The organism is Brevibacterium ammoniilyticum, assembly GCF_038429965.1.
Classification (GTDB): Bacteria; Actinomycetota; Actinomycetes; order Actinomycetales; family Brevibacteriaceae; genus Brevibacterium; species Brevibacterium ammoniilyticum.
Genome location: NZ_BAABNP010000004.1, coordinates 155,482 through 169,038, shown reverse-complemented (window position 1 = coordinate 169,038; position 13,557 = coordinate 155,482). Strand labels below are relative to the sequence as shown.

General features: G+C 69.9%; 12 protein-coding genes. 10 read left to right on the top strand and 2 right to left on the bottom strand.

All coding sequences use genetic code 11. From position 1 onward, the window contains the following. Positions 1-34: 34 nt before the first annotated feature. On the bottom strand, positions 35-751 hold the full coding sequence (locus tag AAHA49_RS06415) for an IclR family transcriptional regulator (RefSeq protein WP_009378215.1): 717 nt from the start codon (positions 749-751) through the stop codon (positions 35-37). Between the two features lie 187 nt (positions 752-938). Here AAHA49_RS06415 and leuC point away from each other — a divergent pair, with 187 nt between their 5' ends. The 7 genes from leuC to AAHA49_RS06380 all read left to right on the top strand — a co-directional run bounded on the left by leuC (position 939) and on the right by AAHA49_RS06380 (position 8,023). After that, entirely contained in the window at positions 939-2,423 is a 1,485-nt protein-coding gene (gene leuC / locus AAHA49_RS06410) for a 3-isopropylmalate dehydratase large subunit (RefSeq protein ID WP_339392586.1), read from the top strand. 9 nt (positions 2,424-2,432) lie between these two features. Further along, complete coding sequence (gene leuD / locus AAHA49_RS06405) at positions 2,433-3,032, top strand: 3-isopropylmalate dehydratase small subunit (RefSeq protein WP_342037655.1); 600 nt, start codon at positions 2,433-2,435, stop codon at positions 3,030-3,032. A 119-nt stretch (positions 3,033-3,151) separates the two neighbouring features. Next, the gene (gene murA / locus AAHA49_RS06400) at positions 3,152-4,468 is read left to right on the top strand and encodes a UDP-N-acetylglucosamine 1-carboxyvinyltransferase (protein WP_342037654.1); all 1,317 of its coding nucleotides are present in this window, start codon (positions 3,152-3,154) and stop codon (positions 4,466-4,468) included. Next, positions 4,465-5,265 carry a lysophospholipid acyltransferase family protein gene (locus AAHA49_RS06395; RefSeq protein ID WP_342037653.1) on the top strand — a complete coding sequence of 267 codons (801 nt, stop codon included), beginning with the start codon at positions 4,465-4,467 and terminating at the stop codon, positions 5,263-5,265. The genes murA and AAHA49_RS06395 overlap by 4 nt, the downstream gene beginning before the upstream one ends. Continuing rightward, positions 5,262-6,275 (top strand): NAD(P)H-dependent glycerol-3-phosphate dehydrogenase, encoded by a 1,014-nt coding sequence (locus AAHA49_RS06390; RefSeq protein WP_339392582.1) that lies wholly within the window; start codon positions 5,262-5,264, stop codon positions 6,273-6,275. Before AAHA49_RS06395 ends, AAHA49_RS06390 begins: the two co-directional genes overlap by 4 nt. A 43-nt stretch (positions 6,276-6,318) precedes the next feature. Further along, a complete protein-coding gene (locus tag AAHA49_RS06385) occupies positions 6,319-6,852 on the top strand; it encodes a YbhB/YbcL family Raf kinase inhibitor-like protein (RefSeq protein ID WP_342037652.1) in 534 nt (177 codons plus the stop codon). Between the two features lie 55 nt (positions 6,853-6,907). Then, complete coding sequence (locus AAHA49_RS06380; protein WP_342037651.1) at positions 6,908-8,023, top strand: D-alanine--D-alanine ligase family protein; 1,116 nt, start codon at positions 6,908-6,910, stop codon at positions 8,021-8,023. A gap of 38 nt (positions 8,024-8,061) precedes the next feature. Here the strand turns inward: AAHA49_RS06380 and AAHA49_RS06375 are convergent, their stop codons facing one another. Next, on the bottom strand, positions 8,062-8,625 hold the full coding sequence (locus AAHA49_RS06375) for a DUF3515 domain-containing protein (protein WP_342037650.1): 564 nt from the start codon (positions 8,623-8,625) through the stop codon (positions 8,062-8,064). A gap of 32 nt (positions 8,626-8,657) precedes the next feature. Here AAHA49_RS06375 and thiL point away from each other — a divergent pair, with 32 nt between their 5' ends. From thiL to AAHA49_RS06360, 3 genes are read left to right on the top strand one after another with little or no spacing between them, the layout of a single operon-like run. Beyond that, on the top strand, positions 8,658-9,710 hold the full coding sequence (gene thiL, locus AAHA49_RS06370; protein ID WP_342037649.1) for a thiamine-phosphate kinase: 1,053 nt from the start codon (positions 8,658-8,660) through the stop codon (positions 9,708-9,710). Between the two features lie 5 nt (positions 9,711-9,715). Beyond that, positions 9,716-11,386 carry a DAK2 domain-containing protein gene (locus AAHA49_RS06365; protein ID WP_342037648.1) on the top strand — a complete coding sequence of 557 codons (1,671 nt, stop codon included), beginning with the start codon at positions 9,716-9,718 and terminating at the stop codon, positions 11,384-11,386. Continuing rightward, on the top strand, positions 11,383-13,530 hold the full coding sequence (locus tag AAHA49_RS06360) for an ATP-dependent DNA helicase RecG (protein WP_342037647.1): 2,148 nt from the start codon (positions 11,383-11,385) through the stop codon (positions 13,528-13,530). The genes AAHA49_RS06365 and AAHA49_RS06360 overlap by 4 nt, the downstream gene beginning before the upstream one ends. Positions 13,531-13,557 lie beyond the last annotated feature (27 nt).

Here is a 13,557-nt window from a genome sequence, read left to right as displayed (position 1 = left end):
GAATCGTCGTGGTCGGTGCTGACGACGGGCGGGCTCAGCCGCGGACGAGCGCCTCGGTGAGCGCACGGGCGGCATCGACGACGGCCTTCGCATGGAGGCGACCCGGCTGCCGGGTGAGCCGGTCGACAGGACCGGAGATCGAGACGGCTGCGACGACGCGGTTGCTCGGCCCCCGCACGGGAGCGGAGACGGAGGCGACGCCGCGTTCGCGTTCGGCGATCGATTGGGCCCAGCCTCGGCGCCGGACTCCCGAGAGCATGGTCGCGGAGAACCGTGCCCCGCGCAGACCCGTGTGGAGGCGGTCGGGCTCCTCCCAGGCCAGCAGCACCTGGGCGGCGGAGCCGGCCCGCATGCTCAGGGTCGCCCCGATCGGCACGGAGTCGCGCAGACCCACGGGACGTTCGGCTGCGGCGACGCACAGCCGCAGATCGCCCTGCCGGCGGAAGAGCTGTGCGGACTCACCGGTCTGATCGCGCAGCTGCCCGAGCACCGGTCCGGCGGCGGCGAGGAGACGATCCTCGCCGGCGGCGGACGAGAGCTCGGCCAGACGCGGTCCGAGCACGAACCTGCCCTGCAGATCGCGGCCGACGATGCGGTGGAACTCGAGGGCGACGGCGAGACGGTGAGCGGTCGGTCGAGCGAGCCCGGTGAGCGAGACGAGCTCGGCCAGAGACGCAGGTCCGGCCTCGAGGGCGGAGAGAACCATTGCGGCCTTGTCGATGACGCCGACGCCGCTACCATTGCTTGTCATAGACACCATTGTGCGCGTCTCATTGAGCGAGATGCAAGTTCGAAATGCGATACGGACGAGTAGATTCCTCAGCACACCCATCGGTGAGCATCCGGCGAGCCGATCGGATGCCCTGCGGCAGTCGCACTCCGGCCGCCTGAGAGAACCACAACGTGTGCGGAGGACCTCCGCACCGGCGGGAGGAACCATGCCACGCACATTGGCCGAGAAGGTCTGGGCCGATCACGTCGTCTCCCCAGGCGAGGACGGCGCCCCCGACCTCATCTACATCGACCTCCACCTCGTCCACGAGGTGACGAGCCCGCAGGCCTTCGACGGACTCCGACTCGCCGGGCGCCCCGTGCGCCGTCCCGACCTCACGATCGCCACCGAGGACCACAACACGCCCACGTGGGACATCGACAAGCCGATCGCCGAACCGACCTCGCGCACGCAGATCGAGACCCTGCGGAAGAACGCCGAGGAGTTCGGCATCCGGCTGCACAGCCTCGGCGACGCCGATCAGGGCATCGTCCACGTCGTCGGCCCCCAGCTCGGACTCACCCAGCCCGGCACCACGGTCGTGTGCGGTGACTCCCACACCTCGACCCACGGTGCGTTCGGGGCGCTCGCCTTCGGCATCGGCACCTCCGAGGTCGAACATGTGCTTGCCACCCAGACGCTGAGCCTCAAGCCGTTCAAGACGATGTCGATCACCGTCGACGGGGACCTGCCCGACGGCTCGACGGCCAAGGACATCATCCTCGCGATCATCGCGAAGATCGGCACCGGCGGCGGGCAGGGCTATGTGCTCGAGTACCGCGGTTCGGCGATCCGTTCCCTGTCGATGGAGGCGCGGATGACGATCTGCAACATGTCCATCGAAGCCGGCGCCCGGGCCGGCATGGTCGCCCCCGACGAGACGACGTTCGAGTACGTCAAGGGCCGCCCGCACGCCCCCGAGGGCGCGGACTGGGACGCGGCCGTGGAGTACTGGAAGACCCTCTTTACCGATGAGGACGCGACCTTCGACGCCGAGGTGGTCCTCGAGGCCGCCGACATCGAACCCTTCGTCACGTGGGGCACGAACCCCGGCCAGGGGCTGCCGCTGTCGGCCGCCGTCCCGTCCCCGGACGACTTCGCCGACGAGAACGACAAGGTCGCCGCCGCCAATGCGCTCGCCTACATGGGCCTGACCCCGGGCACCCCGCTGCGGGAGATCGAGGTCGACACCGTCTTCCTCGGTTCGTGCACGAACTCCCGGATCGAGGATCTGCGGGCCGCCGCCGAGGTGGTCCGCGGCCGTCGCAAGGCCGAGAACGTCCGCTTCATGGTCGTCCCCGGCTCCGCGAAGGTCCGCCTCGAGGCCGAAGCCGAAGGACTCGACCGCATCTTCAAGGACTTCGGCGCCGAATGGCGCTTCGCCGGCTGCTCGATGTGCCTGGGCATGAACCCCGATCAGCTCTCCGACGGTGAACGCTGCGCCTCGACGTCGAACCGCAACTTCGAAGGCCGGCAGGGCAAGGGCGGGCGCACGCACCTCGTCTCCCCGCTCGTCGCCGCCGCGACCGCGGTGCGCGGCACCCTGTCCTCCCCGGGCGACGTCGCCGATCTGCCCCGCGACGCCGAACCGGTGCCCTGGACCGAGGAGCGCCCGACGCTCACCCTCACCCCCACCTCGGCGACGGCCTAAGGAGCAGCCATGGAAGCCTTCACCACCCACACCGGCATCGGCGTGCCCCTGCGCCGCTCGAACGTCGACACCGACCAGATCATCCCCGCGAAGTTCCTCAAACGGGTCACCCGCACCGGCTTCGAGGACGCCCTGTTCTCCCGCTGGCGCACCGCCGAGGACTTCGTCCTCAACGACCCTGACTTCTCAGCCGGGTCCGTCCTCGTCGCCGGCCCCGACTTCGGCACCGGGTCCTCCCGCGAACACGCCGTGTGGGCGCTCAAGGACTACGGGTTCCGGGTCGTGCTCTCCTCGCGCTTCGGCGACATCTTCCGGGGCAACTCCGGCAAGGAGGGACTGCTCGCAGCCCAGCTCGAGCAGGCCGACATCGAACTCATCTGGAAGATCCTCGAGAACCATCCGGGAACCTCGATCACCGTCGACCTGGGCGAGAAGACCGTGACATGCGACTCGCTCACGGTGCCCTTCCAGATCGACGACTACACGCGCTGGCGCCTGCTCGAGGGACACGACGACATCAGCCTCACCTTGGCGAAGGAGGACCGGATCGCCGCTTTCGAGGAGCAGCGGCCCGCTCACAAACCCCGCACCCTGCCCGCGAAGGTCTGATCGTCCGACTCCGGTTCGCGGGGCGGTCTGCGCTAGTCTTGGACGAGTCCGGAAACGGTGCGGGAGACCCCCGCGGCCGTGCTGAGACGTGTGCGTGATCGACGACCAGGGGGAGGAACATGCTCGAAGTCCGCGGCGGAAATCCGCTCGGGGGAACCGTGCGGGTCAGGGGTGCCAAGAACCTGGTGCCGAAGGCGATGGTCGCCTCCCTGTTGGGAGAGACTCCGTCCGTCCTCCGCGGGGTACCGCAGATCCGCGACGTCGAGATCGTCACCGGCCTCCTCGAACTCCACGGCGTGCGGGTCACCCAGGCCCCCGACGGGCAGAACCCCGACGGTGAGCTCCACCTCGACCCCTCCGAGGTCGCGCAGGGCTCGATCGTCGACATCGACGCCCACGCCGGATCTTCCCGGATCCCCATCCTCTTCTGCGGACCCCTGCTCCACAGCCTCGGGCAGGCCTTCATCCCCGACCTCGGCGGCTGCCACATCGGCGACCGGCCCATCAACTTCCACCTCGACGTGCTCCGCCAGTTCGGCGCCGAGGTCGACAAGACCGCCGGGGGCATCATGCTCTCGACGACGCGCCGCCTCCAGGGCACGAAGGTCGAACTGCCCTACCCCTCGGTCGGAGCGACCGAGCAGGTCCTGCTCACGGCCGTGCGCGCCGAGGGCATCACGGAGCTGCGTGGGGCGGCCATCGAGCCGGAGATCATGGACCTCATCGCGCTGCTGCAGAAGATGGGCGCGATCATCACCGTCGACACCGACCGGGTTGTGCGCATCGAAGGCGTCGACTCGCTCCACGGCTTCATCCACCGGGCCCTGCCCGACCGCAACGAGACCGCCTCCTGGGCGTCCGCGGCCCTGGCCACCGGCGGCGACATCTTCGTCGAAGGCGCCTCCCAGCCGGAGATGATCACGTTCCTCAACGTCTTCCGCAAGATCGGCGGCGAGTTCGAGGTCGAGGAGTCGGGCATCCGCTTCCGCCACCCCGGCGGCCGGCTCTCCTCGTTCGCCCTCGAGACCGACGTCCACCCCGGCTTCATGACCGACTGGCAGCAGCCTCTCGTCGTCGCGATGACCCAGGCCGAAGGACTGTCCATCATCCACGAGACCGTGTACGAGAACCGCTTCGGCTTCACCCATGCGCTCGTCGAGATGGGGGCTACGATCCAGCTCTACCGCGAATGCCTCGGCGGCACCCCCTGCCGTTTCGGGCGCCGGAACTACGAGCACTCCGCGGTGATCTCCGGCCCCACCGAGCTCAAAGGCACCCGCATCGACGTCCCCGACCTGCGCGGAGGCTTCAGCCACCTCATCGCGGCCCTGGCCGCCCAGGGCACGAGCGAGGTCCACGGCATCGAACTCATCAACCGCGGCTACGAGAACTTCCTCGACAAGCTCCTCGGCCTCGGCGCGGAGGTCTCGGCATGAGCGGCCCGGACCGCGTGGGCAAGGACCGTGCGGAGAAGGACCGGGGCGGCAAGCGCAGCCCCGGTGAGCACATCGTCTCCTTCGAACCCAAGGACGTCGCCTCCCAGCGGGTCGTCGCCTTCGGAGTCGCCACGACCGCGTACGGGCTCTTCCGGCTGACCTCGAAGATGCGCATCGAGAACGCCCAGGCCCTGCCCGAGGGCACGGGCACGATCGTCGCGGCCTACCATGCCAACCACCTCGACCCGATCCTCGTCGGGCTCGCCGTGTGGCGCAGCGGCCGGCTCCCGCATTTCCTCGCGAAGTCGACGCTGTTCTCCGGTGCCCTCGGCATCGTCCTCAAAGGGCTCGGCCAGATCCCGGTGCTGCGCGCCTCGGCGCAGGCAGGCGACTCCCTCGAATACGCGAAGGAGGCCCTGCGCAAGGGCGAGACCGTCGTCATCTACCCCGAGGGGACGCTGACGAAGGACGAGCACTTCTGGCCCCAGCACTTCAAGTCCGGCACGGCCCGGCTGGCACTGGAGACCGGGGCCCCGATCGTCCCCGTCGCCCACTGGGGACTCGAGAACGTCAAACCGCGGGGCACCCTCATTCCGCGGCCCCGCCCGCTCACCCACATCAGTGTCGTGCGGTTCGGGGAGCCGCTTGGCTACGCAGACCTCTGGGAGCACAGGGGAGAGAAGAGTTCGATGACGACGCTGACGAAGCGACTGACGAACACCATCGCAGGGATGGTCGCCGATCTCTCGGGCCGTGAGCTGCCGGAGAGGTTCCGCACCGAGGAGGCAGGCTCATGAGCGTGGACAGGATCGCCGTGCTCGGCGCCGGGTCGTGGGGAACGACGTACGCCGCGGTCATCGCCGACGCCGGCTTCCCGCTCACCCTCTGGGCCCGGCGGGCCGAGACCGCCGAGGAGATCAACACCGCACACACGAACTCCCGGTACCTGGGCGAGCGTGAGCTGCCGGCCACGATCACCGCGACGACCGATGACATCGCCGCCGTCACCGACGCCGACGTCATCATCCTCGCCGTGCCCGCGCAGACCCTGCGGGAGAACCTCAGCCGGTGGAAGGACCACCTCAAACCCGGTGTCATCCTCGTCAGCCTGATGAAGGGCATCGAGGTCGAGACCGGCAAGCGGATGTCCGAGGTCATCGCCGAGGTGGCCGAGGTCGACCCCGCCCGGATCGCCGTCGTCTCCGGACCCAACCTCGCCCGGGAGATCGCCGAACGGCAGCCGACCGCGACCGTCGTCGCCGCCTCCGACATCGCCACCGCCGAGGTGGTCGCCGAGATCAGCGCGAACCCGTACTTCCGTCCGTACACGAACACCGACGTCGTCGGCGTCGAGATGGGCGGGGCCGTGAAGAACGTCATCGCCCTGGCCGTGGGCATCGCCGACGGCCAGCGCCTCGGCGACAACTCGAAGGCCTCGATCATCACCCGCGGCCTCGCCGAGACCTCACGGCTGGCCGCGGCCATGGGCGCCCAGCCGCACACGCTCTCGGGGCTGGCCGGACTCGGCGACCTCGTCGCCACATGTGCGTCCCCGCTCTCACGGAATCGGACCTTCGGGCGCCACCTCGGCGAGGGGATGAGCCTGGAGGAGACGATCGCGCACACCGAGCAGACCGCGGAAGGGGTGAAGTCCTCACCCGCGGTCCTCGCCCTGGGCAGGCGCTACGGTGTGGACCTGCCGATCACCGAGGCGGTGAGCGCGGTCCTCGCCGGTCGGCTGCAGGTTGACGAACTCGCCGGTTTGCTGTTGTCTCGGAAGCGTAAGCACGAAGGCCCGCCCGCATAGGCAGGAATCGACCCCCGCGAAGCCCACGAGCCAAGGAGCGCACATGAGCGTCAACTCACCGTTCTACAACCTTCCCGAGCTGCCGACCTTCACCCTGACCAGCACCGACATCGTCAACGGAGCCGAGCTGCCCGCAGCACAGGCCTCCGGCGCGATGGGCGTGCCCGGCGGTGAGGACAGGTCCCCGCAGCTGTCGTGGTCGGGCTTCCCCGAGGCGACGAAGGCCTTCGCCGTCACCTGCTACGACCCCGACGCCCCCACCGGGTCGGGCTTCTGGCACTGGACGGTGACCGACCTCGACGCCTCGGTGACCTCCCTGCCCGCCGACGCCGGCAACCCCGACGCAGGCCTCCTGCCCGAGGGAGCCGTGACGCTGAACAACGACGCCGGCCAGCCCCGGTTCGTCGGCGCCGCCCCACCCCAGGGTCACGGACCCCACCGCTACTACTTCATCGTCACCGCGCTCTCCGAGCCGCTGGGCATCGACGAGACCGCCACCCCGGCCTTCGCCGGGTTCAACATGTACTTCAAGGGCATCGGCCGCGCCTGGCTCGAATGCACCTACGAGGCTCGCTGAGCCATCCCCGGTTCCCCTTGCGGGAACGACAGCACGACCCCGAGCAAGGACAGGTATGTCAGACACCGATCACCGGCCCCTCGTCGCAGTTCTCTTCGGAGGACGATCGAGCGAGCACTCCGTCAGCTGCGTCACGGCCGCCGGGGTGATCAGCGCCATCGACGACGAGGCCTACCGGGTCCTGCCGATCGGGATCACGAAGACCGGGGTGTGGCGCATCGTCGAGGACTGGGAGAGCATGCGCTTCGACCCGGAGAACATGCCCGAGGTCACCGACGACGGCACCGAGGTCATCCCGCGGGTCTCCGCTGCCGGCGCCCCGCTCATCCACCGGGACGCTGCGGGCAGCTACTCGGAGCTGGAGACCGTCGACGTCTTCTTCCCCGTCCTCCACGGTCAGTTCGGGGAGGACGGGACCCTGCAGGGGCTGTTCGAACTCAGCGACACCCCGTTCGTCGGCTCCGGGGTCTTCGCCTCGGCGGCGAGCATGGACAAGCACTTCACGAAGTCGCTGCTCGCCCACGCCGGCATCCCCACGTGCCCGTGGGAGCTGGTGACCCAGACGATGTGGGAGACCGATCGCCCCGACGCCGAGGCGCGTGTGGCGGCGCTCGGCTTCCCCGTCTTCGTCAAGCCCGCCCGGGCCGGGTCGTCGATGGGTGTGAGCCGGGTCGCCGAACCCGCGGGTCTCGAGGCGGCGCTGGTCGCAGCGTATGAGCACGATGAGAAGGTCATCGTCGAACCGCAGGTCATCGGCCGCGAGATCGAGTGCGCCGTGCTCGGCTCCCTTCATGACGTGGAGCTGCGGACCTCGTACCCCGGGGAGATCGAGGTCTCCGGGGACCATGACTTCTACGACTTCGAAGCGAAGTACCTCGACCTCGCCGATGCGAAGCTCACGTGCCCCGCCGACGTCGACGAGGCGACGACCGCGCGGATCCGGGAGCTCTCGGCTGCGGTGTTCCGGCTCTTCGACTGCACGGGGCTCTCCCGCGTCGACACCTTCGTCACGGACTCCGGGGAGGTGCTCATCAACGAGATCAACACGCTTCCCGGCTTCACCCCCACCTCGGCGTACCCGTTCATGTGGGCGAACTCCGGGATCGACTACTCGGACCTCATCAGCGAACTCATCGGCATCGCGCTCGTCGACCACGCGCGGAAGGGCTGAGGCTCAGGGCTGCCTGGGGCCGGCGGCGGGGCGCGACCTCAGGGAGTCGTCGCCGGGGCAGAACCCTCCGGGGCTGAGCCTGCAGGGGGAGCGTCGACATCCTCGGCGCCGATGCACTGGCGTTCGGGCTGGAAGGCCTGCAGGGCCGGTGAGATGCCGGCGAGCACATCGGCACCCGAACCGAGCTTGCGGTTGACGAGCACCTCGACGGCCGGGGTGCGGCCGTAGCTCGTGAACACCCAGGTGTCATCGGCTTCGCCGCCCTTGGAGATCCAGTCGACGCCGCTGACGCTCAGGCACTTGTCCGTCGTCGGTCCCGGAGGGGTGACGCCGCAGCGGAGCACTGCGACGTTCGGGTCGCCCCACGCCTTCGTGCCCTGGGACGAGGTGGTGCGCTCCTGCTCGCCGCCGACCTGGTCGGGCAGGCGGAGCATGATGTCGGCGCACTTCGGGTTCGCCGCATCGGCGGCGGGCTCGACGATGACCGTGCGCGCGCACCCGGACAGGGCCGCTGCGAGGACGGGCACGCCGATGGTCAGGGCGGCGACGGCACGCAGGGCAGGCGAGGAGGCGCCGGTCGAGCGGCGGGTGTTCGAACGCATGGTTCCAGCGTATCGCCCGATAGGGTGGTGGCATGACCAGACTGTCCGAACTCGGCGAATCCGCTGTGCTCCGCCGTCTGCTCGCCCACCGCAGGGCAGGATCCCACGAGGTCGTCGGTCCGGGCGACGATGCGGCGGTGACGAAGATCACAGGCGACCTCGTCTCGACGGCCGACATGCTCGTCGAAGGCGAGGACTTCACCCGCGACTGGCTCGACTGGTCGCGGTTGGGCGTCAAGGCCGCCGCGCAGAACCTCGCCGACGTCTGTGCGATGGGTGCCGCACCCCACGGACTCCTCGTCTCCCTTGCCGTGCCGGACTCCACCGAGGCAGGCGACCTCGAGGCGCTGTTCTCAGGTATCGTCACCGAGGCCGAGCGCGCCGGGCGGGAGCTCGGGTGCACGGTGCCGATCATCGGCGGCGACCTCTCCTCCTCGGGTCTCATCGTCACAGCGATCACCGCGCTCGGAACCGTGAGCGCCGAGGAGGGAGCGATCACCCGGTCAGGAGCCCGGCCCGGTGATGAGATCTGGTTGGCGGGCACCCTCGGGCGTGCGGCGGGCGGACTCGACCTCCTCTTCGCAGGTGCCCGCCCAGGCGACGACCTGCCCGAGGGGCTCGCCTCGCTCATCGCGACCCAACTCGCCCCGCAGCCGGACTATGCGGCGATGGCCCACCGGCCGGCCGCCTCGGCGATGATCGACGTCTCCGACGGACTGAGCACGGACCTCGGTCGGATCGCCGACGCCTCCGGGGTCCATGCCGAGATCGACCGGACGGCCCTGGATGACCTCGTCGCCCCGCTGCGCCCGGCCGCCCGGTACGTGCTGGCTGCGCGGGCGGCGGACGGCGCGGGCGGCGACGACGCGGGCGCAGGCGGCGCGGTCTCCGACGATGCCGTCGAGGCGCTCGCTCTGCACTGGGTGCTCGACGGGGGAGAGGACCATGGCTTCGTCGCGTCGTCCCCGGTCAGCGCCGCTGACCCGGTAGGCTGGCGGAGAATCGGTGAGATGCAGGCAGGCAGCGGAGTCGGCCTCGACGGCGCCCCGGTGCCGACGAGCGGTTTCAGCCATTTCGGGAAGTGACGGACGTGGGACCCAATCCGGCCATCGGACTCAACGGGCGCCTGGCCGCGCGGTGGGCGCGGCGCGCGGTCGATCGTCTCCGCCGTGAACGCGGTGAGATCGATGAGCTCAACGTCTTCCCCGTCCCCGACGGCGACACGGGCACGAACATGTACCACACGCTGCGCGCCGCCTACCTCGCCGTCGAAGAGCTCTCCGGGCCCGTCACCCTGCCCCAGGTCGTCGCCGCCATGGCCGCCGGTGCCGGACGCGGGGCGCGCGGGAACTCCGGGCTCATCCTCTCCGTCGCCCTCCAAGGCGTGGCCGACGCCCTCGACGGGGTGACCGTGGCGACCCCCGAGGCGATGGCCGCAGCCCTCGAACTCGCTTCGGCGCGGGCACGGAAGGCCGTGGCCCGACCCGTCGACGGGACCATGCTCACCGTCCTCGACGCGATGGCCACCGAAGCCCGGGAACAGGCCGATGACGGTGCCGCCCTCGTCGACCTCATCTCCGCGGTGCGCCTGCGCTCCCGCGAGGCCCTGCGGGAGACGACGGCGCAGCTGACCGTGCTCCGCGAAGCCGACGTCGTCGACGCCGGGTCGACGGGCATCGTCGAACTCTTCGACCTCCTCTACGCGACCGTCACCGGGCGCACGAACCAGGGCTCGATGATCGGGGAGGTCGCGAAGACCCCGCGCATCGTCCACGAAGCCCGCGCAGAGGAGCTCGAGATCGTCGCCGTCCTCCGCCGGGCCCCCGACGACGGGCTGCCCGAGGCGCTCGAGCACCTCGGCGGGACCTCGATCGTCCTCAACGGTTCCAAGGTCCATGTCCACGTCGCCGACGAAGCCGGCGCCGCCACGGTCCTCGACCTGCTCGGCACCCACGGCATAGCGCGCCTGGACATGGAGGACCTGCGGCTCCACGAGGAGGCCGGGGCGACGAAGCTGCTCGCCCTCGTCGGCGGCACCGGACTCCAGCTGCACTGCGCGCTCAACGGCGCCACCGTCCTCGACCCGGCGGTCATCGCCCCCGACATCGTGCCGGCCCTGTCCCGGCACACGGATTCCGGTCCCCTCGCCGAGGCGGTGGCCGAGGTCATCGCCGGTGAGGAGCGCGACGTCATCGTCGTCCCCAGCTCCTCGACGACGCTGACGACGCTTACGGGCGTCACCGGTGCGCTCATCGTCCGCTCCCGCAACGTCGCGACCCTGCTCTCGGCGCTTGCCGTCTACGATCCCTACGCCCCGGCGGGTGAGATCTTCAACGATATGACCGATGCCGCGGCGGGCACCCGGGTGGGCACGATCGTCTCCGCCGAACAGCTCGCCCTCAACCCGCCGACCGGGGCGCTTCCCGTCATCGGGGAGGGGACAGCCGCCTCGGCGGATGCCCAGGACGCGCCGGCGGAACGGACGGCCGCCTCGGCGGGCCATCCTTCGCAGTTCTACCGGGTCGTCATCGACGGGAAGGCGAAGTCGCAGAGCACGGAGCTGACCAGCCTCGTCGAGAAGCTCGCCGACCGTCTCCTCGGGGCCGGCGGAGAACTCGTCACCGTCGTCCACGGACCCGGCTGCGCCCCCGAGGTGCTCGCGCACCTGCGGGAGTGGCTCGCGAAGTCCCACGAGCACGTGCGCCTCCAGGAGATCGAGTCCCGCGATCGGGCGACCCTGCTCATCATGGGAGTCGAATGAGCGCGCGACTCGAGGACTACTTCTCCGCACGCGACCGCGGTGCCCTGAAGAAGCGGGGGATCACCTCGGTGGGCGAGCTCTTCCGCTTCTTCCCCCGACGCTTCCTCGTCCCCGGGGAGAAGACCCCGCTGGGCGACCTGCCGCTCGGGGAGACCGCGATCATCCAGGCCGAGGTGATCTCCGTCGAGACCCGGCGGATGCGGCAGCGGCGGGGGACGATCACCGACGTCATCGTCCACGACGGTCAGCGGTCGATGAAGATCGCGTTCTTCAACCAGGGGTGGCTCGACGCGCAGCTGCTGCCGGGTCTCGTCGTCGTCTTCGCCGGCAAGGTCGAGGAGTACCGAGGACAGCTCACGCTCAACTCCCCGGTGTGGCTCAACCGGGACGAACACGACACGAAGTGGACGCCCGAGGAGCTCAACTCCCCGTTCCCCGTCTACCCGCGGGTCAAGGGGATCGCGCAGACCAGGCTGTGGAAGGCGATCAAGGTCCTCCTCGACGTCGCCGACCCCGCGGAGTTCGTCGATCCGCTGCCGCAGTCGGTGCGGGCGAAGTACGATCTGCCGGACCTGCGCACGGCGCTCAACGACATGCACCGGCCCACCTCGACGGCGGCCACCGAGAGGGCGAACCTGCGGTGGAAGTGGGAGGAGGCGCTCGCCCTGCAGACCGAGCTCGTCGCCCGGCGGTCGGCCTACGGTCAGCTCGTGGCCGCCCCCCTGCTCACGGTGGGGGAGCGGAGTCGGCGCTTCGACGACGACCTGCCGTTCGCGCTGACCTCCTCCCAGGTGAGGGTCGGCAAGGAGATCGCGGCTGATCTCGCGAAGACCACGGCGATGCACCGGCTCCTCCACGGCGACGTCGGCTCCGGCAAGACCGTCGTGGCCCTGCGGGCGATGCTCATGGCCGTCGACTCGGGTGCCCAGGCCGCGATGCTCGCCCCCACCGAGGTGCTCGCCTCCCAGCATTTCGCGTCGATCGAGAAGCTCCTCGGCGAGCAGATGGCGCTCTCCCCGCTTCTCTCCGGCGACGACCAGGTGCGGGTGGCGCTGCTCACCGGGTCGATGCCGGCCAGGGAGCGCAAACAGCTCGCCCTTGATCTCGCCACCGGGCAGATCGACATCGTCGTCGGCACGCACGCCCTGCTGTCGGAGTCGACGATGTTCGACAACCTGGGCCTCATCGTCGTCGACGAGCAGCACCGGTTCGGCGTCGAACAGCGAGAGGCGCTGCGGGGCAAGGGCGGGGTCACGGTCCCGCACACCCTCGTCATGTCGGCCACCCCGATCCCGCGGACGGTGGCGATGACGGTCTTCGCCGACCTCGACGTCTCCACACTTGCCGAGATGCCCGCCGGGATCAAGGACATCTCGACCTTCGCTGTCTCGATCGAGGACCACAAGGACTGGCTGCCGCGGGCTCTCGCCCGTGTTCGGCAGGCCGCCGATGCGGGACGAGGGACATTCGCCGTCTTCCCGCGGATCGAACGCAGCGACATCGTTGATCCCGAGAGCGGCGACGTCATCGGGCAGCGGGAGAGCATCGAGGATTTCATCGAGAAGCTCCAGCGGTCCCCGCATCTTCAGGGGCTGCGCTTCGGCCTCCTCCACGGGCGGATGTCGACGGAAGAGAAGGACCGGGTGATGCACGCCTTCACCATCGGCGAGATCGACATCCTCGTCTCGACGACCGTCATCGAGGTCGGCGTAGACGTGCCCCGGGCGACGATCATGCTTGTCGCCGAGGCGGAGCGATTCGGCGTCGCCCAGCTCCACCAGCTGCGCGGCCGGGTGGGCCGTGATGGCTCGGCCGCGATGTGCTTCCTGCTGACCGAACGTCCTGAGACCGACGAGGGCTTCGAGCGCCTGCAGGCGGTGGCGAGCACCCTCGACGGGTTCGCGCTCGCCGAGTACGATCTCGACAGCCGGGGAGAGGGCGATGTGCTCGGTGCTTCGCAGTGGGGCGGGTCGTCGCTGCGGCACCTCTCCGTGCTCCGGGACACCGAGATCCTCGCCCAGGCGAAGGCCGAAGCCGAGCCGATCATCGCAGCCGACCAGTTCCTCGAGGATGCCCCGGAGCTGCGGGAGCTCATCCAGCGGGTGCTGCCTGCCGACGCCGCGCACTTCATTGAGGCAGACTGAGAGACAGACCGTCGTGCGGGACCGCGC

Coding starts and splice junctions, on each gene's coding strand:
- AAHA49_RS06415 (WP_009378215.1), bottom strand. CDS start 751: ATGACAAGCAATGGTAGCGGCGTCGGCGTCATCGACAAGGCCGCAATG.
- leuC (WP_339392586.1), top strand. CDS start 939: ATGCCACGCACATTGGCCGAGAAGGTCTGGGCCGATCACGTCGTCTCC.
- leuD (WP_342037655.1), top strand. CDS start 2,433: ATGGAAGCCTTCACCACCCACACCGGCATCGGCGTGCCCCTGCGCCGC.
- murA (WP_342037654.1), top strand. CDS start 3,152: ATGCTCGAAGTCCGCGGCGGAAATCCGCTCGGGGGAACCGTGCGGGTC.
- AAHA49_RS06395 (WP_342037653.1), top strand. CDS start 4,465: ATGAGCGGCCCGGACCGCGTGGGCAAGGACCGTGCGGAGAAGGACCGG.
- AAHA49_RS06390 (WP_339392582.1), top strand. CDS start 5,262: ATGAGCGTGGACAGGATCGCCGTGCTCGGCGCCGGGTCGTGGGGAACG.
- AAHA49_RS06385 (WP_342037652.1), top strand. CDS start 6,319: ATGAGCGTCAACTCACCGTTCTACAACCTTCCCGAGCTGCCGACCTTC.
- AAHA49_RS06380 (WP_342037651.1), top strand. CDS start 6,908: ATGTCAGACACCGATCACCGGCCCCTCGTCGCAGTTCTCTTCGGAGGA.
- AAHA49_RS06375 (WP_342037650.1), bottom strand. CDS start 8,625: ATGCGTTCGAACACCCGCCGCTCGACCGGCGCCTCCTCGCCTGCCCTG.
- thiL (WP_342037649.1), top strand. CDS start 8,658: ATGACCAGACTGTCCGAACTCGGCGAATCCGCTGTGCTCCGCCGTCTG.
- AAHA49_RS06360 (WP_342037647.1), top strand. CDS start 11,383: ATGAGCGCGCGACTCGAGGACTACTTCTCCGCACGCGACCGCGGTGCC.